Annotated in this window: 20 protein-coding genes; 14 read left to right on the top strand and 6 right to left on the bottom strand. The window is 66.7% G+C overall.

The window, feature by feature from the left end; genetic code table 11:
- Positions 1-66: 66 nt before the first annotated feature.
- Genes FFS62_RS01625 through FFS62_RS01610 form a run of 4 tightly spaced genes read right to left on the bottom strand, consistent with a single transcriptional unit; the run spans position 67 to position 3,824 of the window.
- Entirely contained in the window at positions 67-834 is a 768-nt protein-coding gene (locus tag FFS62_RS01625; protein WP_137971069.1) for a heme ABC transporter ATP-binding protein, read from the bottom strand.
- The gene (locus FFS62_RS01620) at positions 834-1,817 is read right to left on the bottom strand and encodes an iron ABC transporter permease (protein ID WP_171016280.1); all 984 of its coding nucleotides are present in this window, start codon (positions 1,815-1,817) and stop codon (positions 834-836) included. Before FFS62_RS01620 ends, FFS62_RS01625 begins: the two co-directional genes overlap by 1 nt.
- 50 nt (positions 1,818-1,867) lie before the next feature.
- Entirely contained in the window at positions 1,868-2,755 is an 888-nt protein-coding gene (locus tag FFS62_RS01615; protein ID WP_137971067.1) for a hemin ABC transporter substrate-binding protein, read from the bottom strand.
- Position 2,756: 1 nt separating this feature from the next.
- Positions 2,757-3,824, bottom strand: coding sequence for a hemin-degrading factor (locus FFS62_RS01610; RefSeq protein ID WP_137971066.1), 1,068 nt, complete (start codon positions 3,822-3,824; stop codon positions 2,757-2,759).
- A gap of 213 nt (positions 3,825-4,037) precedes the next feature.
- On the opposite strand from FFS62_RS01610, the gene FFS62_RS01605 reads away from it, so the two are divergent.
- Together FFS62_RS01605 and FFS62_RS01600 are read left to right on the top strand one after the other, a co-directional pair.
- Positions 4,038-6,341 carry a TonB-dependent hemoglobin/transferrin/lactoferrin family receptor gene (locus tag FFS62_RS01605; RefSeq protein ID WP_137971065.1) on the top strand — a complete coding sequence of 768 codons (2,304 nt, stop codon included), beginning with the start codon at positions 4,038-4,040 and terminating at the stop codon, positions 6,339-6,341.
- Positions 6,342-6,423: 82 nt separating this feature from the next.
- Positions 6,424-6,741, top strand: coding sequence for a Rieske 2Fe-2S domain-containing protein (locus FFS62_RS01600; protein WP_137971064.1), 318 nt, complete (start codon positions 6,424-6,426; stop codon positions 6,739-6,741).
- A gap of 77 nt (positions 6,742-6,818) precedes the next feature.
- On the opposite strand, the gene sfsA is transcribed toward FFS62_RS01600, so the two are convergent.
- Together sfsA and FFS62_RS01590 are read right to left on the bottom strand one after the other, a co-directional pair.
- Entirely contained in the window at positions 6,819-7,526 is a 708-nt protein-coding gene (gene sfsA / locus FFS62_RS01595; protein WP_137971063.1) for a DNA/RNA nuclease SfsA, read from the bottom strand.
- Positions 7,516-8,697, bottom strand: coding sequence for a pyridoxal phosphate-dependent aminotransferase (locus FFS62_RS01590; RefSeq protein ID WP_137971062.1), 1,182 nt, complete (start codon positions 8,695-8,697; stop codon positions 7,516-7,518). Before FFS62_RS01590 ends, sfsA begins: the two co-directional genes overlap by 11 nt.
- Before the next feature lie 196 nt (positions 8,698-8,893).
- Here FFS62_RS01590 and dksA point away from each other — a divergent pair, with 196 nt between their 5' ends.
- The 12 genes from dksA to acs all read left to right on the top strand — a co-directional run bounded on the left by dksA (position 8,894) and on the right by acs (position 23,971).
- Entirely contained in the window at positions 8,894-9,337 is a 444-nt protein-coding gene (dksA, locus tag FFS62_RS01585) for an RNA polymerase-binding protein DksA (protein ID WP_021700399.1), read from the top strand.
- A 91-nt stretch (positions 9,338-9,428) separates the two neighbouring features.
- On the top strand, positions 9,429-10,316 hold the full coding sequence (gene gluQRS / locus FFS62_RS01580; RefSeq protein ID WP_137971061.1) for a tRNA glutamyl-Q(34) synthetase GluQRS: 888 nt from the start codon (positions 9,429-9,431) through the stop codon (positions 10,314-10,316).
- A 203-nt stretch (positions 10,317-10,519) separates the two neighbouring features.
- On the top strand, positions 10,520-10,696 hold the full coding sequence (locus FFS62_RS01575; RefSeq protein WP_137971060.1) for a hypothetical protein: 177 nt from the start codon (positions 10,520-10,522) through the stop codon (positions 10,694-10,696).
- A gap of 47 nt (positions 10,697-10,743) precedes the next feature.
- Positions 10,744-13,698, top strand: a complete 2,955-nt coding sequence (locus FFS62_RS01570) for a sensor histidine kinase (RefSeq protein ID WP_137971059.1) — start codon at positions 10,744-10,746, stop codon at positions 13,696-13,698.
- A gap of 71 nt (positions 13,699-13,769) precedes the next feature.
- Positions 13,770-15,188, top strand: coding sequence for a sigma-54 dependent transcriptional regulator (locus FFS62_RS01565; RefSeq protein ID WP_137971058.1), 1,419 nt, complete (start codon positions 13,770-13,772; stop codon positions 15,186-15,188).
- 670 nt (positions 15,189-15,858) lie between these two features.
- Complete coding sequence (locus FFS62_RS01560; protein ID WP_137971057.1) at positions 15,859-17,274, top strand: polynucleotide adenylyltransferase PcnB; 1,416 nt, start codon at positions 15,859-15,861, stop codon at positions 17,272-17,274.
- Complete coding sequence (folK, locus tag FFS62_RS01555; protein ID WP_137971056.1) at positions 17,271-17,753, top strand: 2-amino-4-hydroxy-6-hydroxymethyldihydropteridine diphosphokinase; 483 nt, start codon at positions 17,271-17,273, stop codon at positions 17,751-17,753. Before FFS62_RS01560 ends, folK begins: the two co-directional genes overlap by 4 nt.
- A 173-nt stretch (positions 17,754-17,926) precedes the next feature.
- Positions 17,927-18,727: a 3-methyl-2-oxobutanoate hydroxymethyltransferase gene (panB, locus tag FFS62_RS01550; RefSeq protein WP_137971055.1), complete on the top strand. Its 801-nt coding sequence runs from the start codon at positions 17,927-17,929 to the stop codon at positions 18,725-18,727.
- Entirely contained in the window at positions 18,724-19,572 is an 849-nt protein-coding gene (gene panC / locus FFS62_RS01545) for a pantoate--beta-alanine ligase (RefSeq protein ID WP_137971054.1), read from the top strand. The genes panB and panC overlap by 4 nt, the downstream gene beginning before the upstream one ends.
- 80 nt (positions 19,573-19,652) lie before the next feature.
- A complete protein-coding gene (panD, locus tag FFS62_RS01540; protein ID WP_137971053.1) occupies positions 19,653-20,033 on the top strand; it encodes an aspartate 1-decarboxylase in 381 nt (126 codons plus the stop codon).
- Positions 20,034-20,119: 86 nt separating this feature from the next.
- Positions 20,120-21,784, top strand: a complete 1,665-nt coding sequence (gene pgi / locus FFS62_RS01535) for a glucose-6-phosphate isomerase (protein WP_137971052.1) — start codon at positions 20,120-20,122, stop codon at positions 21,782-21,784.
- A 249-nt stretch (positions 21,785-22,033) separates the two neighbouring features.
- A complete protein-coding gene (acs, locus tag FFS62_RS01530; RefSeq protein WP_137971051.1) occupies positions 22,034-23,971 on the top strand; it encodes an acetate--CoA ligase in 1,938 nt (645 codons plus the stop codon).
- Positions 23,972-24,077 lie beyond the last annotated feature (106 nt).

The following is a 24,077-nucleotide window of genomic DNA, read 5'->3' as shown; positions in this document are numbered from 1 at the left end:
TCGGAGAGGGGCCGTAGCCCGGATGCAATCCGGGGCGGACCATCCCGGATTGCATCCGGGCTACCGTCAGCGCGCCACGATCAACGGGTGGCCGCGCTCCGGATGGCGCTGGATCAGTACGTCGAGGCCGAACACCGCGCGCAGCGGCTCGGCCTGCAGCACCTGGTCGGGACTGCCGAAGGCATGCGGGCGGCCATCCTGCAGCAACAGGATGCGGTCGCAGTAACGGGCGGCCAGGTTGAGGTCGTGCAGGATCACCAGCACCGCCGCGCCCTGGCCGGCGAAGTCGCGCACGGCCTGCAAGGTGGTGTGCTGGTGCAACGGATCGAGGGCCGAGGTCGGCTCGTCGAGCAGCAGCACCTGCCCTTCCCCGCCCGGCCACAGCTGCGCCAGCACCCGCGCCAGGTGCACGCGCTGGCGCTCGCCCCCGGACAGGGCCAGGTAGCTGCGTCCACGCAGGTGCTCGGCATCCGCCGCGCGCAGCGCCGCATCGACGATCTCGGCATCGCGCACGCGGCCGGTATCGTGCGGCAGGCGCCCCATGGCGACCACCTCGGCCACCGGGAAGGCGAAGCTCAGGGTCGAACTCTGCGGCAGCACCGCCAGGCGTCGCGCGCGCTCCTGGCCGGACCAGGCGCCGAGGGCGCGGCCGTCCAGGGTCACGTTGCCGCCATCGGCATCCAGCTCACCGCACAGGGCGCCGAGCAGCGTGCTCTTGCCGGCGCCGTTGGGGCCGAGCACGCCGAGTACCTCGCCGGGCTGCAGGGCCAGGTCGACGCCCTCCAGCACGGTGGCGCCGCCACGGCGCACACTCAAATCTTGCGCGCGCAACATCAGGCCCGCCCCCGCACCAGCAGATAAAGGAAGAACGGCGCACCGATCAGCGCCGTGACGATACCGATCGGCAACTCCGCCGGTGCCAGCACCAGGCGCGCGACCAGGTCGGCCAGCAGCAGCAGGCTGGCGCCCGCCAGCAAGGACGCCGGCAGCAGCACACGGTGATCCGGGCCGACCAGCAGGCGCATCAGGTGCGGCACCACCAGGCCGATGAAACCGATCAGGCCAGCCGCCGCCACCGCCGCGCCGACACCCAAGGCAGTGCACAGCACCAGCTCCAGCTTGATCCGCTCGACGTTGAAACCCAGATGACGCGCCTCCGACTCGCCGAGCAGCAGCGCGTTGAGCGCCGAGGCGCGGCGCGGTAGCCAGATGGCCACGCCGAGGGTCACCAGCAGCAGCGGCCACAGGCGTGGGTAGCTGGCTCCATTGAGGCTGCCGAGATTCCAGAAGGTCAGGCTGCGCAGGGTGGCGTCGTCGGCCAGGTAGGTGAACAGGCCGACGCCGGCACCGGACATGGCGGTCAACGCCACACCGGCGAGGAGCATGGTGGCGACGTTGGTCTGCCCGTCACGGCGGCCGAAGCGATAGACCACGGCGGTCACGACCAGGCCGCCGGAGAAGGCGCAGATCGACAGCAGGTACGGCGCCAGCGCCGGCGGCAGGCCACCGATCATGCTGCCGCCGACAATGGCGATGGCCGCACCCAGGGCAGCACCGCCGGCAACGCCGACCAGGCCGGGGTCGGCCAACGGGTTGCGGAACAGGCCCTGCATGGCCACGCCGGACAGCGCAAGCACGATGCCCACACACAGACCCAGCAGGCTGCGCGGCAGGCGGATCTGGCCGAGGATCAGCTCGGCCTGCTGCAGCCCCTCACCATCGATGGGCAGGCCCATCAGGCGCAGGGCGGCCAGCAGAGTGTCACCCAGCGGCAGGCTCACCGGCCCGAGGGCCAGCGACAGCCAGAACGCGAGCAGCAGCAGAACGCCCATTGCCAGCAGCAATGGGCGGGGTCGAAAAACAGGATTCATCGGTCGAGTTTGGCCGTCAGTGCTTGCTCGGAAGGATAAAAGGCCGCCGACAACTCGGCCAGCCCCTCGGGCAGACGCGGGCCGAGGCCGCCAACCAGCAGGGTCGGATCGAGGCTCAACAGGCGTCCCTCACGCGCGGCGCTGGTCTGCTGCAGCACCGGGTTCTGCTGCAGCAGCGCCTGGCGCGCTTCCTCGCCGTGCAGGCTGCGGTCGGCGAAAATCACCACCTGCGGGTCCATGGCCAGCAGCGCCTCGTTGGAGATCGGCTTGTAGCCGCTGTGTTCGGTACGGCTCTCGCCACCGGCCCGCTCGATCAGCCATACCGCCAGGCTGTCCTTACCCGCCGCCATGATGTTGCTGCCTGCGTGGCCGAGCAGCATCAGCACCCGCGGCGCCTGCTGCTTCTTGCTCACCTGGGCGACCCAGTCGGCCTGGCGCTGCAGGCCCTGGCGATAGGCGGCCATCTGCTCGCGAGCGCGCTCGAGCGTGCCGAGCAGCTCACCCAGGCGCAACACGTTGCGCTCCAGAGTATCCAGATCCGGCTTGGCCGACAGGGTCTCGAGGCGGATGCCGGCGGCCTTGATCTGCGCGATCACCGGTGGCGGGCCCATCTCCTCGCTACCGATGAGGATGTCCGGACGCAGCGACAGCACGCCCTCGGCAGACAGCGCGCGCTGGTAACCGACGCTCGGCAGCTTGCGCAGGGTCTGCGGGTGCAGGCTGGTGGTGTCGACACCGACCAGCTTTCTCTCACCACCCAGGCGCACCACCCACTCGCTCAGCGAGCCGCCGGAGCTGACCCAGCGTTGCGGCAGATCGGCCGCCGCGGCCGCATGGCTGAACAGCAGGCTGCCGCACAGCAACAGAGACTTGGACAGGCGCATCTCAGGCCTCCAGGGCGGCAATGGATTCGGCCAGCTCGCGCCACTCGACCAGCTCAGGCACGCCCGGCTTGCGCGCACCGAACAGCTGCACGACCAGCTCGCCATCGGCGTCGAAAGCCTCGTAGCTGGTGATGATGCCGTCGCTGCTCGGCTTGCGTACGCGCCACAGCTCGACCACGCCCGGGGTTTTCAGGTGCAGGTTGAATTCGGGGTCGAGCACGTTGAACCAGTCGCCCATCCAGCGCAGGTTGCTGACGGTGCCGGAATGGATCTGGATGCAGTGCTGGTTGCCGACGAAGACCATGATCGGCACCTGACGGCTACCGGCCTCTTCCAGCAGCTTGGGCAGCTCGGCGGTGGCCAGCGGCTCGGCCCAGTCACGGCCGGCCAGGCGCAGGGCCTGGGTACGCGCGACGTCGTGGCGCTTGAGCATGGCGAAGAAGTGGTGGGTGTCCTTCAGCTCGGCCCAGTCGGCGCGCAGGGCGGCGGCGTCCACCTCGGCGTCGGTGCGCGGTGCCTTACGCTCAGCCAGCGGCTGCAGGTCCAGCTCGGCGCTCTGCTCTTCGGCGCGGAAGCGCTCGACCAGCGGCGCCCAGGCCGCCTCCTCGCTCTTGGCGGTCAGGTAGACCTTGTGCACGGCGGTGCCCTGGCGGTCGAATATCTGGATGCTGCGCTGCACGCCGCGCTCGGTGTTCTCGGCCACGGCGAACACACTGGCCCACTGGGTCATGAACAGACGCAAGTCGATGTCCGGAGAAACCACCAGGCCCATGGCGCCGTTGGCCATCACCGACACCTCGCGGTAGTAGCCCTTGCGCTCGTGCACGCAATGCTCGTTGCGGGTCAGCGCCATGATGTAACCCAGCTCACCCAACGCCAGCAGCAGCTCGGCCCACTCGGTGCGCAGGCGCACGGCATCCACGCCCAGGCGGCTGGCAGTCAGCTCACCCTCGCTGACACCCAGCTTGGCGGCGGCATCGCGGGCGCGCAGGCCGGACTGTTCGGTGCGCAGGCGCTGCCAGTCCTGGTAGAGCGCGGAGGCCTTGGGAGCGGTGATCGGCATGGTCATGGTGCTACCTCATTTCGTTGTTTGGCGAGCGAGCCTCCCCTACCCCGTTGCCGGGATGGGGAGACGGCGGCTCGCTCGAGTTGGCGCAGGCTACACCATCGAGAATCAAACTCCAATGCTTGTGATAATGATTTGCATTTGAGAAGAAGAATCTATTACCGTTCTGCCCGCCAAATCCACTGGCCACCAAGAGCCACTAGCGGGAGTAATGTCATGTCCACCCCACCCTTCGCCTTGCGCCCATGGATGGCGCTGTTGCTGCTCAGCCCCTCGCTGGCATTCGCACAGGCCACGGACAGCGCCACCGAGCTCGCCCCCACCCAGGTCACCGGCAACGCCGTGCAGGAAGAGCTGCCGACCACCACCACGACCGACGCCAAGACCCTGGACCAGCGCCAGATCCGCAGCTTCGACGACCTCGGCCGACGCTCCGAACCCGGCGTGAACTACAGCCGCACCAGCGAGAGCATCAACATCCGCGGCCTGGATCGCGACCGCGTGCTGACCACCATCGACGGCATCCGCGTGCCGTGGATGACCGATGGCGCACGTAGCCAGGGCCCGACCGGCGGCGCCCAGGGCGGCCTCGACTCGATCGATTTCAACGGCCTGTCTTCGGTAGACATAGTGCGCGGCGCGAACTCCAGCCTGGTCGGCTCCGGCGCCCTGGGCGGCGCAGTGCAGCTGTTCACTCTCAATCCGGAAGACCTGCTGGGTGAAGGCAAGGACTTCGGCAGCCTGGCCAAGACCGACTACGACAGTGCCGACCACAGCTGGGGCCTGAACGGCGCCCTCGCCGGCCGCTACCAGGACACCTCCTGGCTGCTGCAGGCCGGCCAGCGTCGCGGCAACGAACTGGAAAGCGGTGGCGACGACAATACCTACGGCACCAGCCGCACCGAGGCCAATCCGGCGGACACCGAGCAGCAGAGCCTGCTGGTCAAGCTGCAGCAACGCTTCGATGGCGGCCACAAGGTCGGCTTCACCGGCGAGTTCTTCGAGCGCGAAAACGACATCGACAGCCGCACCAACCAGGGCACCACCTACCTGCTCGGCGAGAACGGCACCGAAGAGAACAACAAGCGCCAGCGCCTGTCCGTCGACTACGCCTTCCAGGCCGAAAACGGCGACGGCCTGATCGACAGCGCCAACGCCATCGCCTACTGGCAGAAGCTGCGCCGCCATGACGACCAGAACGGCGTCCGCACAGTCACCGACGGTCGTGCGGCCATCCCGGACTTCCTGTTCTTCGGCCTGCCGGGTAATCCCTACAAATACCCGGCGGGCGCGTTCGGCCGCGACAACCAGATCGAGAAGGAGCTCTACGGCGTCTCCGGCAACGTCGGCAAGGCGTTCGAGATCGCCGGCCTGCCGAACAAGCTGACGCTGGGCGGCGAGCTGTACCAGATCAACACCGAACAGGTCTCCGAGGGCTACGACAACTGCCCGGGCTTCACCATCGACCCGAGCCACCCGATGTACATGGGGCCGGCCGCCTGCGACTTCCTGCACACCAACCAGGCCGACATGCCCAAGGCCGAGGGCACCCAGTGGGCGCTCTACGCCACCGACGAGATCAGCTTCGCCGACGGCCGCATCAAGCTGACCCCCGGCCTGCGCTACGACCACTACAAGCAGGATCCGAAGGCCACCAGCGACTTCGACAACAACATCAACCCGGCCAACGACCAGACGCTGGAAGCGAGCAAGGACCACAAGCTGTCCGGCAGCCTGCTGGCTACCTGGCAGGTAGCCGACGAAGCCATGCTGTATGCCCAGTGGGCCCAGGGCTTCAAGGCACCGGACGCCACCCAGCTGTACATGAACTACGGCGCCGAAGGCAGCTACCTGCGCCTGGGCAACTCCGACCTCAAACCGGAAGAGAGCACCGGCTACGAGATTGGCGCGCAGCTGGGCAACGAGAAGCTCGGTGGCTCGATCAGCCTGTTCGATAACCATTACAAGAACTTCATCGACGACGACGTGGTGATGGATGCTGCCGACCTGGCAGCCGTAGGCCTCAGCGCCGCCGACTACCCGATGGGCGTGACCCGCACCGACAACCGCGCCAAGGTGCAGATCTACGGCGCCGAGCTGGCCGCCCATTGGGAGTTCGTACCGCACTGGAAAGTCTGGGGTTCGGTGGCCTGGGCCAACGGCGAAGATCGTGAAACCAACCAACGCCTCAGCTCTGTGGCACCGATCACCAGCCTGCTGGGCCTGAGCTACGAGCGCGACCAGTACGGTGCCGACCTGATGCTGCGGGCCGCCGCGGCCCGCGACAAGGTGGAGACCGACGGTGACTTCGAGGCCCCCGGCTACGGCGTGGTCGACATGACCGGCTGGTGGCAACCCGCCGAGCTAAAAGGCGTGAAACTGCAGGCCGGCCTGTTCAACGCCCTCGACAAGAAGTACTGGAACGCGCTGAACGTGCCTACTAGCACTCTGGTGCAGCCGGACGACTACTACAGCGAAGTCGGACGCAACTTCCGCGTCTCCGCTTCCTGGCAGTACTGAGTTCAACTTCGCGCAAGGACGCGCGCCCTACCCCATCGCCACGCCAGTGCACGATAATCCCCGCCTCGGCGTGGAGATTCCCATGATTCATCTGTGCGCCCCGGGTGAGCTGGTCGAAGGCCAGAGCCGGGGCTTTGTCGTTCAGGGTCGCAAGTTGCTGGCGGTACGCCGCGACGGCCAGGCCCATGTCTACCTGAACAACTGCCCGCATCGCGACCTGACCCTGGAATGGCGCGCGGACGATTTCCTCGATGCCAGCGGCAGCATGATCCAGTGCGCCCACCACGGCGCGCTGTTCCTGATCGAGAATGGCGAGTGCGTCACCGGGCCCTGCGCCGGGCAATCACTGCGCAAGGTCGGCTGCCGGGAAGACGCCGAAGGCATCTGGATCGAGCCGTAGGAGCGAGCTCTGCTCGCGAATCTGTCCACATCTCCAACGCTATTCGCGAGCAAAGCTCGCTCCTACGACAGCACGCCCTACGGAAGTACCTCCAGCCGGCGCAGCAGGCGCACTTCCTCGGGATCTACCGAGGCGCCATAGGCCAGCACCTCCACACCCGCCGCGCGTGCCTCGCGCAGGCCCGCCGCGTAAGCCGGGTCGATCTCCTCGGCGGCGCGCACCGCCTCGATGCCGGACAGGTTCACGCAATACAGCAACACCGCCCGCACACCTTGCCTGGCCAGGGCGGCCAGCTCGCGCAGGTGCTTGGCGCCGCGCTCGGTCACCGCATCGGGGAAGGCAGCCACCGTGGAGTCGGCGAAGCCCAGGGTCACGCTCTTGACCTCGAGAAACAGCGAGCCGGACAGGTAGTCCAGACGGAAGTCGGCGCGGCTGCCTTCGCTGCCATAGCCGACTTCGCGCCTGAACCCGGTGAAGCCGGCCAGCTCGGTGATGATGCCGGCGCGCAGCGCCTCCTCGACCAGCGCGTTGGCGCGGCCGGTGTTGAGGCAGGCCAGCCGCCCGTGCGGCGTCTCGCCCAGTTCCCAGGTGCCCGGCAGCTTGCGCTTGGGATCGCTAGAGCGGCTGAACCAGACGCGGCAGCCCTCGCTCAGGCAGTTGAGCATGGAGCCGGTATTGGGGCAGTGAATGGTCAGCGCCTCGCCGCTACTCGTCTCGATATCGGCGAGGAAGCGCTTGTAACGGCGCAGCAGGCGCCCCTCTTCCAGCGGCGGGTCAAAGCGCATCGGGGTTCCAGGTCTTCAGGCCGCGAGCGATGCGTTCCACCGCCTGCTGCAGGCGCTCGACATTCTGCGTGTAGGCGAAGCGCACGTGGTGGCCGGCCAGGTGGCGACCGAAATCCAGGCCCGGAGTGAAGGCCACGTGCTCGGTCTCGATGAAGTGCCGGCAGAAGGCGAAGGCGTCGCCGCCGAAGCTCGAAATATCCGCATATAAATAGAAGGCACCTTCGGGCTCCACCGCGATGCCGAAGCCCAGCTCGCGCAGCGCCGGCAACAGATAGTCGCGGCGGCGCTGGAACTCGTGGCGGCGCTCCTCGAAGATCGCCAGAGTCGCCGGCTCGAAGCAGGCCAGGGCGGCATGCTGGGCCATGGAGGGCGCGCTGATATAGAGGTTCTGCGCCAGCTTCTCCAGTTCAGGCACCGCGTGCTGCGGCGCCACCAGCCAGCCCAGGCGCCAGCCGGTCATGCCGAAGTACTTGGAGAAACTGTTGAGGACGAAGGCATCGTCGTCCACCTCCAGCACGCTGGCTGCATCGCAGCCATAGGTCAGGCCGTGGTAAATCTCGTCCACCACCAGATGCCCGCCGCGCTGCTTGAGCGTGCTTGCCAGTGCCGCCAGTTCATCCTTGTGCAGCAGGGTGCCGGTAGGGTTGGCCGGCGAGGCGACCAGGGCGCCGACGCTGTCGTCATCCCAGTGCCTTTCCACCAGCTGCGGGGTGAGCTGGTAGCGACTCTCGGGGCCGACCGGCACCAGCTGCGCGGCGCCTTCGACCAGGCGCAGGAAGTGGCGATTGCAGGGGTAGCCGGGGTCGGCCAGCAGCCAGTGCTTGCCCGGATCGACCAGCAGACTGGAGGCCAGCAACAGGGCGCCAGAACCACCGGGAGTAATCAGCACGCGTTCGGGGTCGATATCCACACCATAGCGGCTGGCGTAGAAACCCGAGATGGCCTGGCGCAACTGCGGGATACCGCGCGCCGCGGTGTAGCGGGTATGGCCGGCGGCCAACGCAGCCTGCCCGGCACGCACGATGGGTTCGGCGGTGGTGAAGTCCGGCTCGCCGATCTCCAGATGGATAACGTCATGGCCGGCGGCCTGCAGTTCGTTGGCCCGCGCCAGCAACGCCATGACATGGAAAGGTTCGATGGCGCGACTGCGCGCACTGAAGGGCTGGGCCATTGGCCTTCCTTTATTAAGGAAAAGGGGGAATTCTAACCAACTGCCCCCGCTGCCAGTAAGAAGCGTGACAACCGGGAGTAGCATCGCCGGAATCGATCTGGTAAGTTCGCCCGCTTGCAGCCGCAGGCCCGGTGTCCGAGCCGGCAAAGGAACAGATCCTGCGCAATGGATCAGAGAGAGTGAGAGGCGGTCATCCATGCCCACCAAAGCAAAACAGAACGGCAACCAGCTGATTCGTGGCTTCGAACCCTACAAAGAGAAAAAGGGCGAGGAGTACATGAGCGATCCGATGCGTGCTCACTTCACCAGCATTCTCAACAAGTGGAAGCTGGAGCTGATGCAGGAAGTGGATCGCACCGTGCACCACATGCAGGACGAAGCCGCCAACTTCCCGGACCCGGCCGACCGCGCCAGCCAGGAAGAAGAGTTCAGCCTCGAACTGCGCGCCCGTGATCGCGAGCGCAAGCTGATCAAGAAGATCGACGAGACCCTGCAGCTGATCGAAGACAACGATTACGGCTGGTGTGACTCCTGCGGCGTGGAGATCGGCATTCGCCGCCTCGAGGCCCGCCCGACCGCGACCCTGTGCATCGACTGCAAGACGCTGGCGGAAATCAAGGAAAAGCAGATCGGTTCCTGATTCCGGACGGGGCGCTAAGGCGCCCCGTTGCATTTCCGGCTACCGATAAGCGGGCTGGCGCCGCAAGGCTCCAGCCGATAGCCTCCCGCCCATGAAAGACTCCGCCTATATCGGGCGCTTCGCCCCCACGCCCAGCGGCTACCTGCACTTCGGCTCGCTGGTGGCCGCCCTCGCCTCCTACCTGGACGCACGCAGTGTCGGCGGCCAGTGGTTGCTGCGCATGGAAGACCTCGACCCGCCGCGCGAGGTGCCCGGCGCCCAGGACGCCATCCTGCGCAGCCTGGAGCTGTACGGCTTTGAGTGGGACGGCGAACTGGTACGGCAGAGCGAGCGCCATGCCGAATACGCCGCGCTGATCGCGCGCCTGTTCGCCCAGGGCCTGGCCTACGCCTGCACCTGCTCGCGCAAGCAGCTGGAAGGCTCGGGTGGCATCTACCCCGGCACCTGTCGCAACGCCGGCCATCCCGACTTCGAGGCCGCCATCCGCCTGCGCGTACCCGAGCTGGAGTACCGTTTCACCGACCGCGTACAGGGCGAATTCCGTCAGCATCTGGGCCGCGAGGTCGGCGACTTCGTCATTCGGCGCAGGGACGGCCTGTTCGCCTACCAGCTGGCCGTGGTGCTGGACGATGCCTGGCAGGGCGTGACCGACGTGGTGCGCGGCGCTGATCTGCTCGACTCCACCCCACGCCAGCTGTACCTGCAGGAGCTGCTCGGCCTGCCACAACCACGCTACCTGCACGTACCGCTGATCATCCAGCCGGATGGTCACAAGCTGGGCAAGAGCTACCGCTCGCCGCCGCTGCCAGCCGACCAGGCGCCACCGTTGCTGACCCGCGCCCTGCGCGCCCTCGGCCAGCAGCCGCCAGCCGAGCTGGCCGGCGCCACACCACACGAAGTGCTGGCCTGGGGCATCGCCCACTGGGATGCCACGCGCATTCCGCGCAGCCGGACCCTGGCCGAGGCGCAGCTGCGCTAGCGTAACCATCTGTAGGGTGGGTTCAGGAGCGCAGCGAACAACCCACCGTCACGCCCACACTTGTCCAGCGCTTGCTGGCGGCGCTCATGCTGTACTGCTTCGCGAGTACACCCTACGTCCGTGAGCGATTGACTCCGTTCTTGCGGGTGGCCTGAGGCCGGCGGCTTCCTTTACCATCGGCGCATCCTCCGACGAGAAGCCGCATGTACATCTACCGACTGGTACTGATCCTGGTGGTGGGCATCTACCTGTTCTCCCCCGCCATCATGGACTGGTGGATCGACCCCAACGGCGCCTGGTATCGCCCGTACCTGCTGTGGCTGATCCTCATCGTCGTCACCCTGATCCTGCAGAGTCAGCGCGATGCCGATGAACTCTGACCCGCGCCCGTGGGGCTGCCCATCTATCCCTTCGCAGAGCCCGCGCAATGCCGACCAGCTTTGAACTCAGCCAGCTGATCCTGATCAGCTCCGCCTACCTGCTGCTGCTGTTCGGCGTGGCCTGGGTCAGCGAGAAGGGCCTGATCCCGCGCTGGGTGATCCGTCACCCGCTGACCTACACCCTGTCGCTGGGCGTGTACGCCAGCGCCTGGGCCTTCTACGGCACGGTGGGCCTGGCCTACCAGTACGGCTTCGGCTTCCTCGCCAGCTACTTGGGCGTGACCGGCGCCTTCCTGCTCGCCCCGGTGCTGCTCTACCCGATCCTGCGCATCACCCGCACCTATCAGCTGTCGTCGCTGGCCGACCTGTTCGCCTTCCGCTTCCGCAGCACCTGGGCCGGGGTGCTCACCACCCTGTTCATGCTGGTCGGTCTGCTGCCGCTGCTGGCGTTGCAGATCCAGGCGGTGGCCGACTCGATCGGCATCCTCACCCGTGAGCCGTTGCAGGACCGCTTCGCCCTTGGCTTCTGCGCGCTGATCACCCTGTTCACCATCCTCTTCGGCGCGCGTCATATCGCCACCCGCGAGAAGCACGAGGGCCTGGTGTTCGCCATCGCCTTCGAATCGGTGGTCAAGCTGGTCGCCCTCGGCGGTATCGGCCTGTATGCCCTGTACGGCGTGTTCGGTGGCCCCGGCGAGCTGGAGCAGTGGCTGCTGCAGAACCAGCACGCGCTGACCACCCTGCACACCCCGCTGCAGGAAGGACCCTGGCGCACCCTGCTGCTGGTGTTCTTCGCCTCGGCCATCGTCATGCCGCACATGTACCACATGACCTTCACCGAGAACCTCAACCCGCGGGCCATCGTCAGCGCCAGCTGGGGCCTGCCGCTGCTCCTGCTGCTGATGAGCCTGTCGGTACCGTTGATCCTCTGGGCCAGCCTGAAGATCGGCGCCACCACCAACCCGGAATACTTCACCCTCGGCCTGGGTCTGGCCGTCGGCGACCGCAACCTGGCACTGCTCGCCTATGTCGGCGGCCTGTCCGCCTCCAGCGGCCTGATCATCGTCAGCACCCTGGCGCTGTCGGGCATGGCGCTCAACCACCTGGTGCTGCCGCTGTACCAGCCGCCGGCCGAAGGCAATATCTACCGCTGGCTGAAGTGGACGCGCCGCGCACTGATCATCGCCATCATCGCCGCCGCCTACGGCTTCTACCTGCTGCTCGGCGCCGAACAGGACCTGGCCAACCTCGGCATCGTCGCCTTCGTTGCCACCCTGCAGTTCCTCCCCGGCGTGCTCTCGGTGCTGTACTGGCCGACCGCCAACCATCGCGGCTTCATCGCCGGCCTGCTGGCCGGCATCGCCGTGTGGGCGGTGAGCATGCTGGTACCGCTGGTCAGCAATCTGCAGGGCGTACACCTGCCGTGGTTCGACATCGTCTACGTCCTCGACGAGAACAGCTGGCACCTGGCCGCCGTCGGCTCGCTGGCGGCCAACGTGCTGGTGTTCACCCTGGTCTCGCTGTTCACCGAGGGCAGCGACGAGGAGAAGAGCGCCGCCGAGGCCTGCACCGTGGACAACGTGCGCCGCCCGCAGCGCCGCGAGCTGTTGGCCGGCTCGCCGCAGGAGTTCGCCTCCGAGCTGGCCAAGCCGCTCGGCGCCGTCACCGCGCAGAAGGAAGTGGAGCGCGCCCTGCGCGACCTGCACCTGCCCTTCGACGAACGCCGCCCCTATGCCCTGCGCCGCCTGCGCGACCGCCTCGAGGCCAACCTGTCCGGCCTGATGGGCCCGAGCGTGGCCCAGGACATGGTCGAGACCTTCCTGCCCTACAAGTCCGGCAGCGAGGCCTATGTCAGCGAGGACATCCACTTCATCGAGAGCCGCCTGGAGGATTATCAGTCGCGCCTCACCGGCCTGGCCGCCGAGCTGGACGCCCTGCGCCGCTTCCACCGCCAGACCCTGCAGGAACTGCCGATGGGCGTGTGCTCCCTCGCCAAGGACCAGGAAGTGTTGATGTGGAACCGCGCCATGGAGGAGCTCACCGACATCAGCGCGCAACAGGTGGTCGGCTCACGCCTGCTCAGCCTGGACGAACCCTGGCGCAGCCTGCTCAAGGACTTCATCGAGCAGGACGAGGAACACCTGCACAAGCAGCACCTGGCCCTGGATGGCGAAGTGCGCTGGCTCAACCTGCACAAGGCCGCCATCGACGAGCCGCTGGCACCGGGCAACAGCGGCCTGGTGCTGCTGGTCGAGGACGTCACCGAGACCCGCGTGCTGGAAGACCAGTTGGTGCACTCCGAACGCCTGGCCAGCATCGGCCGTCTGGCCGCCGGGGTGGCCCACGAGATCGGCAACCCGGTCACCGGCATCGCCTGCCTGGCGCAGAATCTGCGCGAGGAGCGCGAGGGCGACGAGGAAGTGGACGAGCTGAGCACACAGATCCTTGAGCAGACCAAGCGCATCTCGCGCATCGTCCAGTCGCTGATGAACTTCGCCCACGCCGGCCAACAACAACGCTCCGAATACCCGGTGAGCCTGGCCGACGTGGCGCAGGACGCCATCGGTCTGCTGGCGCTCAACCGCAACAGCACCGAGGTGCAGTTCTTCAACCTGTGCGACCCCGACCACCTGGCCAAGGGCGATCCCCAGCGCCTGGCCCAGGTGCTGATCAACCTGCTGTCCAACGCCCGCGATGCCTCGCCGGTCGGCGGCGCGATCCGGGTGACCAGCGAGGCCACGGAGCAGAGCGTGGAGCTGATAGTCGAAGACGAAGGCACGGGCATTCCGCAGGCGATCATGGACCGCCTGTTCGAACCCTTCTTCACCACCAAGGATCCGGGCAAGGGCACCGGTTTGGGGCTCGCGCTGGTCTATTCGATCGTGGAAGAGCATTATGGGCAGATCACCATCGACAGCCCGGCCGACCCCGAACGCCAGCGCGGAACTCGATTCCGCGTTACCCTGCCGCGCTATGTCGAAGCGACGTCCGTAGCGACCTGAGTAGTGACCTAGAACCGCCGAGAGCCCGTGAAGCGCCCCGCGCGGATTCGGAGACCGTCGAGAGAGAATCAATGCCTCATATCCTCATCGTCGAAGACGAAACCATCATCCGCTCCGCCCTGCGCCGCCTGCTGGAACGCAACCAGTACCAGGTCAGCGAGGCCGGTTCGGTGCAGGAGGCCCAGGAGCGCTACAGCGTTTCCGGCTTCGATCTGGTGGTCAGCGACCTGCGCCTCCCCGGCGCCCCCGGCACCGAACTGATCAAGCTGGCCGAAGGCACTCCGGTGCTGATCATGACCAGCTACGCCAGCCTGCGCTCGGCGGTGGACTCGATGAAGATGGGCGCGGTGGACTACATCGCCAAGCCCTTCGACCACGACGAGATGCTCCAGGCCGTGGCCCGCATCCTGCGCGACAACCAGGAGGCGCGGCGCAATCCGCCCAGCGAAGCGCCGAGCAAGACCAACGGCAAGGCCAGCAGCGCCGCGGCCGAAGGCGACATCGGCATCATCGGCTCCTGCGCCGCCATGCAGGACCTCTACGGCAAGATCCGCAAGGTCGCCCCCACCGATTCCAACGTGCTGATCCAGGGCGAGTCCGGCACCGGCAAAGAGCTGGTCGCCCGCGCCCTGCACAACCTGTCCAAGCGCGCCAAGGCGCCGCTGATCTCGGTGAACTGCGCGGCGATCCCGGAGACCCTGATCGAGTCCGAGCTGTTCGGCCACGAGAAAGGCGCCTTCACCGGCGCCAGCGCCGGCCGCGCCGGCCTGGTGGAAGCGGCCGACGGCGGTACCCTGTTCCTCGACGAGATCGGCGAGCTGCCGCTGGAGGCCCAGGCCCGCCTGCTGCGCGTGCTGCAGGAGGGCGAGATTCGTCGGGTCGGCTCGGTACAGTCGCAGAAGGTCGACGTGCGCCTGATCGCCGCCACCCACCGCGACCTGAAGACGCTGGCCAAGACCGGCCAGTTCCGTGAGGACCTCTATTACCGCCTACACGTCATCGCGCTCAAGCTGCCGCCGCTGCGCGAGCGCGGCGCCGACGTGGTGGAAATCGCCCAGGCCTTCCTCGCCCGCCAGTGCGTGCGCATGGGCCGCGAGGGTCTGCGCTTCGCCCATGATGCCGAGCAGGCGATTCGCCACTACCCCTGGCCGGGCAACGTGCGCGAGCTGGAGAACGCCATCGAGCGCTCGGTGATCCTCTGCGAGGGCAACGAGATATCCGCCGAGCTGCTGGGCATCGACATCGAACTGGATGACCTGAGCGACGACGACTTCGGCGAGCAGTCCATGTCCTCCAGCGCCGTCAACAACCACGAGCCGACCGAAGACCTGTCGCTGGAGGACTACTTCCAGCACTTCGTGCTCGAGCATCAGGACCACATGACCGAGACCGAGCTGGCCCGCAAGCTGGGCATCAGCCGCAAGTGCCTGTGGGAACGTCGTCAGCGCCTGGGCATTCCGCGGCGCAAGTCCGGCGCAGCGGCGGGCTGAGCCGCTGCGCGGTGACAGAGCTGCGGGCGGATGGTTCCGCAGCTGTTACCCCAATCAAACATCGCGTAACAAAAGCCGGGTTCATCGGTAACGAGAACCCGGCTTTTTTATGCCTCATCCCCGCCTGGATTTTCTCTAAGCCCTTGAAAAACAAGGACTCGCAAAAACTGGCACGGCTTCTGCTTTATCTCTGGCACAACAACAATAAAAACGTTTGAAGCTCCATAATAAAAACAATACAGAACGACTCCAGCACAACAAAAACAACAACGCGGAGGCGCAGCTAACTGATTCTTTTGGAGAGGATGTGCCTTTGGGGTTCGCCCCACGACCAGGCTGAGAACAACAAAAACTGCACTAAAGCAGAGCCTGTACTGGTTGGGTCACGGAAAGACCACGGCAATATCAGCATCCAAAGCAATCCGTTTGCTCCTGGTACCCAGCTTGGGATACCTAAAACGGGCCTACAACAAAAACAACAGGCCCGACACAATAACAAAAACAAAGCACGCACCTATTTGGGGGGGAGCCTCGGCTCCCCCAGTAGCTTTACCCCTCTTGCCTTCCCCAGCCTGCCTTCTCCACCATTCTCCTTCCCAATGCTAGAATCCGCGCCAATCGTGCGGTTACCGGCATTTCCGGCCGCTTATTCCTGCAAACAGTGCCTCTCATGCTGAAAAAGCTGTTCAAGTCCCTCCGTTCGCCGCTCTCGCTCAAGCGCCAAGCCCATCCTCGCAGCACGCCTGAAGTGCTCGGCCCCCGCCAGCATTCGCTGCAGCGTGGCCAGTTCAGCCGCAATGCGGTGGGCGTGGTAGACCGCCTGCAGAAGGCCGGCTACCAGGCCTACCTGGTGGGCGGTTGCGTACGCGACCTGCTGATCGGCGTGCAGCCCAAGGACTTCGACGTGGCTACCAGCGCCACTCCCGAGCAGGTGCGCGCCGAGTTCCGCAATGCACGAGTGATCGGCCGCCGCTTCAAGCTGGCCCATGTGCACTTCGGCCGCGAGATCATCGAAGTGGCCACCTTCCGCAGCAATCACCCGCAGGGCGATGACGAGGAAGACAGCCACCAGTCGGCACGCCACGAGAGCGGCCGCATCCTGCGCGACAACGTCTACGGCACCCTGGAGAGCGACGCCCAGCGCCGCGACTTCACCATCAACGCCCTGTATTTCGACGTCAGCGGCGAGCGCGTGCTGGACTACGCCCACGGCGTACACGATATCCGCAACCGCCTGATCCGCCTGATCGGCGATCCCGAGCAGCGCTATCTGGAAGACCCGGTGCGCATGCTGCGCGCCGTGCGCTTCGCCGCCAAGCTCGGCTTCGAGATCGAGAAGCACAGCGCCGCGCCGATCCGCCGCCTGGCACCGATGCTGCGCGACATTCCGGCCGCACGCCTGTTCGAGGAGGTGCTCAAGCTGTTCCTCGCCGGCCGCGCCGAGCGCACCTTCGAGCTGCTGGTCGAGTACGACCTGTTCGCCCCGCTGTTCCCGGCCAGCGCCAAGGCCCTGGAGCGCGATCCGGAGTACGCCGGCGACCTGATTCGTCAGGCCCTGGCCAATACCGACGAGCGCATCGCCCTGGGCAAGCCTGTGACGCCCGCCTTCCTCTTCGCCGCCCTGCTCTGGCCGGCCATTCCGGCCCGCGCGGCGCAGCTGCAGGCGCGCGGCATGCCGCCGATCCCGGCCATGCAGGAAGCGGCGCACGACCTGATCGTCGAGCAGTGCAAACGCATCGCCATTCCCAAGCGCTTCACCATCCCGATCCGCGAGATCTGGGACATGCAGGAACGCCTGCCGCGCCGCCAGGGCAAGCGCGCCGACCTGCTGCTGGAGAATCCGCGCTTCCGTGCCGGCTACGACTTCCTGCTGCTGCGCGAAGACGCCGGCGAGCAGACCGACGGCCTCGGCGACTGGTGGACCGACTACCAGGATGCCAGCGACAGCGAGCGTCGCAGCATGATCCGCGAACTGGGCAACCGTCAGGAAGAAGACGGCGAAGGCGGTGCTCCTGCGCGCAAACGCCGGCGCGGCGGACGCAATCGTCGCCGCGGCCCACGCAGCGAAGCCCCGGCAGGCGAATGATCGAGCGGGTCTACATTGGCCTCGGCAGCAACCTGGCCGAGCCGCACCAGCAGCTGCGGGCCGCGCTCGCGGCCATCGCCGAGCTGCCGCACACCACCCTGGCCAGCACCTCCTCCTTCTATATCAGCGACCCACTCGGCCCGGCCGACCAGCCACGCTACGTCAATGCCGTGGCCGCGCTGGACACCGAGCTGGCGCCACTGCAGCTGCTCGACGCCCTGCAACGCATCGAGCTGGAACAGGGCCGCGTGCGCAAGGCCGAGCGCTGGGGACCACGCACGCTGGATCTGGACATCCTGCTATTCGGCTCGCGCATCCTCGCCGAGGAACGCCTGACCGTGCCGCACTACCATATGCACGCACGCGCCTTCGTCCTCTACCCGCTGGCCGAGATCGCCCCGCAGCTGCAACTGCCCGATGGGCGCAGCCTGGAGCAGCTGCTGGCCGCCTGCCCCTACGAGGGGCTGGAGCGCCTGTAAGCGCAGCGCCGGTAACGCCGTAACAGCGCGGTAACACCCGTGATTGACTTCACGCCCCCCCATCGGGACTATAGGCGTCCCGTTGCCCCGAGGCGGTGCAGAGAGCGCCGTCCAAGAGGCCGAGAGCAGGCGCCACAAGTGCCGTAATCCGGCCCGCTGATGAGGAATCTCCAATGCCTGATGTAACCGTAAGCACCCTGCTGGGCCTGAAGCAGAAGGGCGAGAAGATCGCCATGCTCACCGCCTACGACGCCACCTTCGCCCAGGCAGCCTGCCAGGCCGGTGTGGAAGTGCTGCTGGTGGGAGACTCCCTGGGTATGGTCCTGCAGGGCCACGACAGCACACTGCCGGTGTCGCTGGCCGACATGGCCTACCACACCGCCGCCGTGAAGCGCGGCAACCAGGGCGCGCTGATCCTCGCCGACCTGCCGTTCATGGCCTACGCCACCCTGGAACAGACCTTCGCCAGCAGCGCCGCGCTGATGCAGGCCGGCGCCCACATGATCAAGCTGGAAGGCGCGAGCTGGCTGGCCGAGCCGATCCGCCAGCTGGCCGAGCGCGGCGTGCCGGTCTGCGCCCACCTGGGCCTGACGCCGCAGGCGGTCAACGTGTTCGGCGGTTATAAAGTGCAGGGCCGTGGCGATGCCGCCGCCCGCCAGCTGCGCGCCGACGCCATGGCCCTGGAACAGGCCGGCGCCGCCATGCTGCTGCTCGAGTGCGTGCCCAGCGAACTGGCCGCCGAAATCAGCCAGTCGGTAAAGATCCCGGTGATCGGTATCGGCGCAGGTTCGGCCACCGACGGCCAAGTGCTGGTGATGCACGACATGCTCGGCCTGTCGCTGACCGGCCGCGCACCGAAGTTCGTGAAGAACTTCATGGAAGGTCAGCCCAGCGTCCAGGCCGCTTTCGCCGCCTATGTCCGCGCAGTGAAGGACGTCAGCTTCCCCGCCGAGGAACACGGATTCTCCGCATGAACACCGTCAAGACCGTACTGGAACTGCGCGCCGCCGTGGCGCGCGCGCGGGGCGAGGGCAAGCGCATCGCCTTCGTGCCGACCATGGGCAACCTGCATGAGGGCCACGTGGCCCTGGTGGAGAAGGCTGGCCAGCGCGCCGACTTCGTGGTCGCCAGCATCTTCGTCAACCCGCTGCAGTTCGGCCCCAACGAAGACCTGGCCAAATACCCGCGCACCCTGGCCGCCGACCAGGACAAGCTGGTCGCCGCCGGTTGCCACCTGCTGTTCCACCCCGATGTGGAGGAGATGTATCCCCACGGCCAGGAAGGCCAGACCCGCGTCGGCGTGCCCGGCGTCTCCGAGGGCCTGTGTGGCGCCAGCCGCCCCGGTCACTTCGAGGGCGTGGCCACGGTGGTGACCAAGCTGTTCAACATGGTCCAGCCTGACCTCGCAGTGTTCGGCGAGAAGGACTTCCAGCAACTGGCGGTGATCCGCACCCTGGTGCGCGACCTGAACATGCCGGTGCAGATCATCGGCGAGCCGACCGTGCGCGCCGAGGACGGCCTGGCTCTGTCCTCGCGCAACGGCTACCTGAGCACCGAGCAGCGCGCCCAGGCCCCGGCCCTCCACCGCACCCTGCAGCAGCTGGCCGAAGCCATTCGCAATGGCGACCGTCAGTTCGCCCAGCTGATCGAGCGCGGCCAGGCCAGCCTGGCCAGCGCCGGCTTCCGCCCCGACTACCTGGAGATTCGCGAGGCGCTGAGCCTGCGTCCGGCCCAGGCAGACGATACGCAACTGGTGATCCTGGGCGCCGCCTTCATGGGCAACACGCGCCTGATCGATAACCTGACGCTCGAGCTGTAACCCGCACATCGCCTGGTCTTGAACCCCTTCGGGGGTTCGGGCACACTCTGCCGCCGCCGTATTCCGAGAGGGAAATAGTCATGCACGCCATCATGCTCAAGGCCAAGCTGCACCGCGCCATCGTCACCCATGCGGTGCTCGACTATGAAGGCTCCTGCGCCATCGACGGCGAGTGGCTGGACCTGTCCGGCATTCGCGAGTACGAGCAGATCCAGATCTACAACATCGACAACGGCGAACGCTTCACCACCTACGCCATCCGTGGCGAGGAAGGCTCGAAGATCATCTCGGTCAACGGCGCGGCCGCGCACAAGGCCGGCGTCGGTCATCGCGTGATCATCTGCGCCTACGCCCACTACAGCGAGGCCGAGCTGGCCAACTTCCAGCCGCGCGTGCTGTACATGGGTGCCGACGGCGAGCTGAGCCACACCAGCAACGCGATTCCCGTACAAGTCGCCTGAACGAGTCGCGTCCCGCTACACTCCAAGCCCGGAATCTCCGGGCTTTTTAATGCCCGAAACGCCGCATAACAAGGAAATTGCCGCCCATGGCGTACTACCAGCAACCGCTCGATGTCACCACCCTGCCCGCCTGGCAGGCCCTGCGCCAACACCGCCAGGCCATGCAGGACTTCAGCATGCGCGACGCCTTCGCCAGCGACGCCAAGCGTTTCGAGCGCTTCTCCATGAGCACCAGCGGCATCTTCCTCGACTACTCGAAGAACCTGCTCAGCGAGGAGACCCGCACGCTGCTGGTCAACCTAGCCAGGGAAGCCGGCCTGCAGGAGGCCATCGAGGCCCTGTTCAACGGCGAACACGTCAACTCCTCGGAAGGCCGCCCTGCCCTGCACACCGCCCTGCGCCGCCCCATCGGCGACTGCGTCATGGTCGACGGCGCCAACGTGATGCCGGATGTGCACCGCGTGCTCAACCAGATGACCGACATAGTCGGGCGCATCCACAGCAACCTGTGGCGCGGCTACAGCGAGAAGACCATCACCGACGTGGTCAACATCGGCATCGGCGGCTCCTTCCTCGGCCCGCAGCTGGTGTCCGAGGCGCTGCTGCCGTTCACCCAGCACGGCGTGCGCTGCCATTATCTGGCCAATATCGACGGCAGCGAGTTCCATGAACTGGCCGCCAAGCTGAACGCCGAGACCACCCTGTTCATCGTCTCGTCGAAATCCTTCGGCACCCTGGAAACCCTGAAGAACGCCCAGGCCGCCCGCTCCTGGTACCTGGCCCGTGGCGGTACCGAGGAGAAGCTGTATCGCCACTTCATCGCGGTCACCAGCAACAACCAGGCGGCCATCGAGTTCGGCATCCGCGAGAAAAACATCTTCCCGATGTGGGACTGGGTCGGCGGGCGCTACTCGCTGTGGTCGGCCATCGGCCTGCCGATCGCCCTGGCCATCGGCATGTCCAACTTCAAGGAGTTGCTGTCCGGCGCCTACAGCATGGACAACCATTTCCGCAGCACCAGCTTCGACAAGAACATGCCCGTGCTGCTGGCCTTGCTCGGCGTCTGGTACGGCAACTTCTGGGGCGCCCAGAGCCACGCCATCCTGCCGTACGACCACTACCTGCGGAACATCACCAAGCACCTGCAGCAGCTGGACATGGAGTCCAACGGCAAGAGCGTGCGCCAGGACGGCAGCCCGGTGAGCGTCGAGACCGGCCCGGTGATCTGGGGCGGCGTCGGCTGCAACGGCCAGCACGCCTACCACCAGCTGCTGCACCAAGGCACCCCGCTGATCCCGGCGGACTTCATCGTGCCGGTGGTCAGCTACAACCCGGTGGCCGACCACCATCAGTGGCTGTATGCCAACTGCCTGTCGCAGAGCCAGGCGCTGATGCTCGGCAAGTGCCGCAACGAGGCCGAGGCCGAGCTGCGCGCCAAGGGCCTGAGCGAGGACGAGGTGCAGCGCCTGGCGCCGCACAAGGTGATCCCGGGCAACCGCCCGAGCAACACCCTGGTGCTGGAACGCATCAGCCCGCGCCGCCTCGGCGCGCTGGTGGCCATGTACGAGCACAAGGTGTTCGTGCAGAGCGTGATCTGGGGCATCAACGCCTTCGACCAGTGGGGCGTGGAGCTGGGCAAGGACCTCGGCAAGGGCGTCTACCAGCGCCTCACCGCCTGGGATGCGGCGCCGGCCGAGGACGCCTCGACTCAGGGCCTGATCGACTTCTTCCGCGGTCGTCACCGCGGCTGAAGCGCACCCGCCAGTCGCCGGGCGCAATGCCCGGCGACTGTTTCCCCGCCGCCATGCCGGCATTCCCTCGCACTGCTATCGTTAGCGCCGCCGGCCAGCCCGGAACTGCCTCCCCGGGCGATTGCCGAACCTGAAGGGGCGACCTGCGTGCTCGCGCGCACAGCGCCTGAACGCCGAGGCTTGAACCGAGCAGGTGCTTGGTACACCCTAGCCGGCATCGTGGCTCAACAATAAGACAAGGACCCCGCCATGTTCGAAATCAGCCTTCACCCGGTCAAGGATGCGGTTCGCCAGCGTGCGTACCTGGACAACGAGGCCTATCAGCGCCTCTACCGCCAGTCCGTCGAGCAGCCGGAAGAGTTCTGGAGCGAACAGGCCAAGCAGTTCCTGCACTGGTTCAAGCCCTGGGATCAGCTGCACCACAGCGACCTGGCCAAGGGCGAGGCGCAGTGGTTCAAGGGCGGCCAGCTCAACGTCGCCTACAACTGCATCGACCGCCACCTGGAAAAGCGCGGCGAACAGATCGCCATCATCTGGGAAGGCGACAACCCGGCAGAGTCGGCACATATCACCTACAACAAGCTGCACCACCACGTTAGCCGCCTGGCCAACGTGCTGAAGAGCCGCGGGGTGAAGAAGGGCGACCGGGTGTGCATCTACATGCCCATGGTGCCGGAGGCGGCCTACGCCATGCTGGCCTGCACGCGCATCGGCGCCATCCATTCGGTGGTGTTCGGCGGCTTCTCCCCGGATGCCCTGCGCGACCGCATCCTCGATGCCGACTGCCGCACCGTGATCACCGCCGACGAGGGCGTGCGCGGCGGCAAGTACATCCCGCTGAAGAACAACGTCGACAAGGCCCTGCAGAGCTGCCCGAACGTCAGCACCGTGCTGGTGGTCGAGCGCACCCAGGGCGAGATCGCCTGGGTCGATGGCCGCGACCTCTGGTACCACCAGGCGCTCAAGGAGGCCAGCGCCGACTGCCCGGCCGAGCCGATGGATGCCGAGGACCCGCTGTTCATCCTCTACACCTCCGGCAGCACCGGCAAACCCAAGGGCGTGCTGCACACCACCGGCGGCTACCTGCTGGGCGCGGCGATGACCCACAAGTACGTGTTCGACTACCACGAGGGCGACATCTACTGGTGCACCGCCGACGTCGGCTGGGTCACCGGGCACAGCTACATCGTCTACGGCCCGCTGGCCAACGGCGCCACCACCCTGATGTTCGAGGGCGTACCCAACTACCCGGATGCCTCGCGCTTCTGGCAGGTGATCGACAAGCATCAGGTGAATATCTTCTACACCGCGCCGACCGCCCTGCGCGCGCTGATGCGCGAGGGCGAGGCCGCGGTCAAGACCACCGACCGCAGCAGCCTGCGCCTGCTCGGCTCGGTGGGCGAGCCGATCAACCCCGAGGCCTGGGAGTGGTACTACAACGTGGTCGGCGAGCAACGCTGCCCGATCGTCGACACCTGGTGGCAGACCGAAACCGGCTCGATCCTGATCACCCCGCTGCCCGGCGCCACCGACCTGAAACCCGGCTCGGCGACCCGGCCGTTCTTCGGCGTGCAGCCGGTGCTGCTCGATGAGCAGGGCAAGGAAATCGACGGCCCCGGTGCCGGAGTACTGGCGATCAAGGCCAGCTGGCCGAGCCAGATCCGCAGCGTCTACGGCGACCACCAGCGGATGATCGACACCTACTTCAAGCCCTACCCCGGCTACTACTTCACCGGCGACGGCGCGCGCCGCGACGAGGACGGCTACTGGTGGATCACCGGCCGCGTCGATGATGTGATCAACGTCTCCGGCCACCGCATCGGCACTGCCGAAGTGGAGAGCGCCCTGGTGCTGCACGACGCCGTGGCCGAGGCCGCCGTGGTCGGCTATCCGCACGATCTCAAGGGCCAGAGCATCTACGCCTTCGTCACCACCATGAAGGGCCTGGAGCCTTCCGACGAGCTGAAGAAGGAGTTGCTGGCCCTGGTCGGCAAGGAGATCGGCAGCTTCGCCAAGCCGGAGCTGATCCAGTGGGCGCCGGGCCTGCCCAAGACCCGCTCAGGCAAGATCATGCGCCGCATCCTGCGCAAGATCGCCTGCAACGAACTGGACAACATGGGCGACACCTCGACCCTGGCCGATCCGTCGGTAGTGGACAGCCTGATCGAGCAGCGCCTCAACCAGTAACCCTCCTCCGTAGGGCGGGTAACCCCACGCGCCCCCCCCTAGCCCCTCTCCCTCCGGGAGAGGGGCTAGGGGTCTCACCAGCAACACCGCCGATAACCGAAATCAC

Origin of the sequence: Pseudomonas sp. F(2018), assembly GCF_005508865.1 — a bacterium.
In the GTDB taxonomy this organism is placed as follows: domain Bacteria; phylum Pseudomonadota; class Gammaproteobacteria; order Pseudomonadales; family Pseudomonadaceae; genus Aquipseudomonas.
The sequence above is the reverse complement of the archived record's forward strand: the minus strand, read 5'-3'. Positions and strand labels throughout refer to the sequence as shown.

What these genes read in the sequence shown, in the direction of transcription:
- folK (WP_137971056.1), top strand. Translation starts at nt 17,271, where the DNA reads ATGATCGAGCGGGTCTACATTGGCCTCGGCAGCAACCTGGCCGAGCCG.
- FFS62_RS01575 (WP_137971060.1), top strand. Translation starts at nt 10,520, where the DNA reads ATGTACATCTACCGACTGGTACTGATCCTGGTGGTGGGCATCTACCTG.
- acs (WP_137971051.1), top strand. Translation starts at nt 22,034, where the DNA reads ATGTTCGAAATCAGCCTTCACCCGGTCAAGGATGCGGTTCGCCAGCGT.
- FFS62_RS01625 (WP_137971069.1), bottom strand. Translation starts at nt 834, where the DNA reads ATGTTGCGCGCGCAAGATTTGAGTGTGCGCCGTGGCGGCGCCACCGTG.
- FFS62_RS01605 (WP_137971065.1), top strand. Translation starts at nt 4,038, where the DNA reads ATGTCCACCCCACCCTTCGCCTTGCGCCCATGGATGGCGCTGTTGCTG.
- panC (WP_137971054.1), top strand. Translation starts at nt 18,724, where the DNA reads ATGAACACCGTCAAGACCGTACTGGAACTGCGCGCCGCCGTGGCGCGC.
- panD (WP_137971053.1), top strand. Translation starts at nt 19,653, where the DNA reads ATGCACGCCATCATGCTCAAGGCCAAGCTGCACCGCGCCATCGTCACC.
- FFS62_RS01600 (WP_137971064.1), top strand. Translation starts at nt 6,424, where the DNA reads ATGATTCATCTGTGCGCCCCGGGTGAGCTGGTCGAAGGCCAGAGCCGG.
- FFS62_RS01610 (WP_137971066.1), bottom strand. Translation starts at nt 3,824, where the DNA reads ATGACCATGCCGATCACCGCTCCCAAGGCCTCCGCGCTCTACCAGGAC.
- pgi (WP_137971052.1), top strand. Translation starts at nt 20,120, where the DNA reads ATGGCGTACTACCAGCAACCGCTCGATGTCACCACCCTGCCCGCCTGG.
- FFS62_RS01565 (WP_137971058.1), top strand. Translation starts at nt 13,770, where the DNA reads ATGCCTCATATCCTCATCGTCGAAGACGAAACCATCATCCGCTCCGCC.
- FFS62_RS01590 (WP_137971062.1), bottom strand. Translation starts at nt 8,697, where the DNA reads ATGGCCCAGCCCTTCAGTGCGCGCAGTCGCGCCATCGAACCTTTCCAT.
- dksA (WP_021700399.1), top strand. Translation starts at nt 8,894, where the DNA reads ATGCCCACCAAAGCAAAACAGAACGGCAACCAGCTGATTCGTGGCTTC.
- sfsA (WP_137971063.1), bottom strand. Translation starts at nt 7,526, where the DNA reads ATGCGCTTTGACCCGCCGCTGGAAGAGGGGCGCCTGCTGCGCCGTTAC.
- FFS62_RS01615 (WP_137971067.1), bottom strand. Translation starts at nt 2,755, where the DNA reads ATGCGCCTGTCCAAGTCTCTGTTGCTGTGCGGCAGCCTGCTGTTCAGC.
- panB (WP_137971055.1), top strand. Translation starts at nt 17,927, where the DNA reads ATGCCTGATGTAACCGTAAGCACCCTGCTGGGCCTGAAGCAGAAGGGC.
- FFS62_RS01570 (WP_137971059.1), top strand. Translation starts at nt 10,744, where the DNA reads ATGCCGACCAGCTTTGAACTCAGCCAGCTGATCCTGATCAGCTCCGCC.
- FFS62_RS01560 (WP_137971057.1), top strand. Translation starts at nt 15,859, where the DNA reads ATGCTGAAAAAGCTGTTCAAGTCCCTCCGTTCGCCGCTCTCGCTCAAG.
- gluQRS (WP_137971061.1), top strand. Translation starts at nt 9,429, where the DNA reads ATGAAAGACTCCGCCTATATCGGGCGCTTCGCCCCCACGCCCAGCGGC.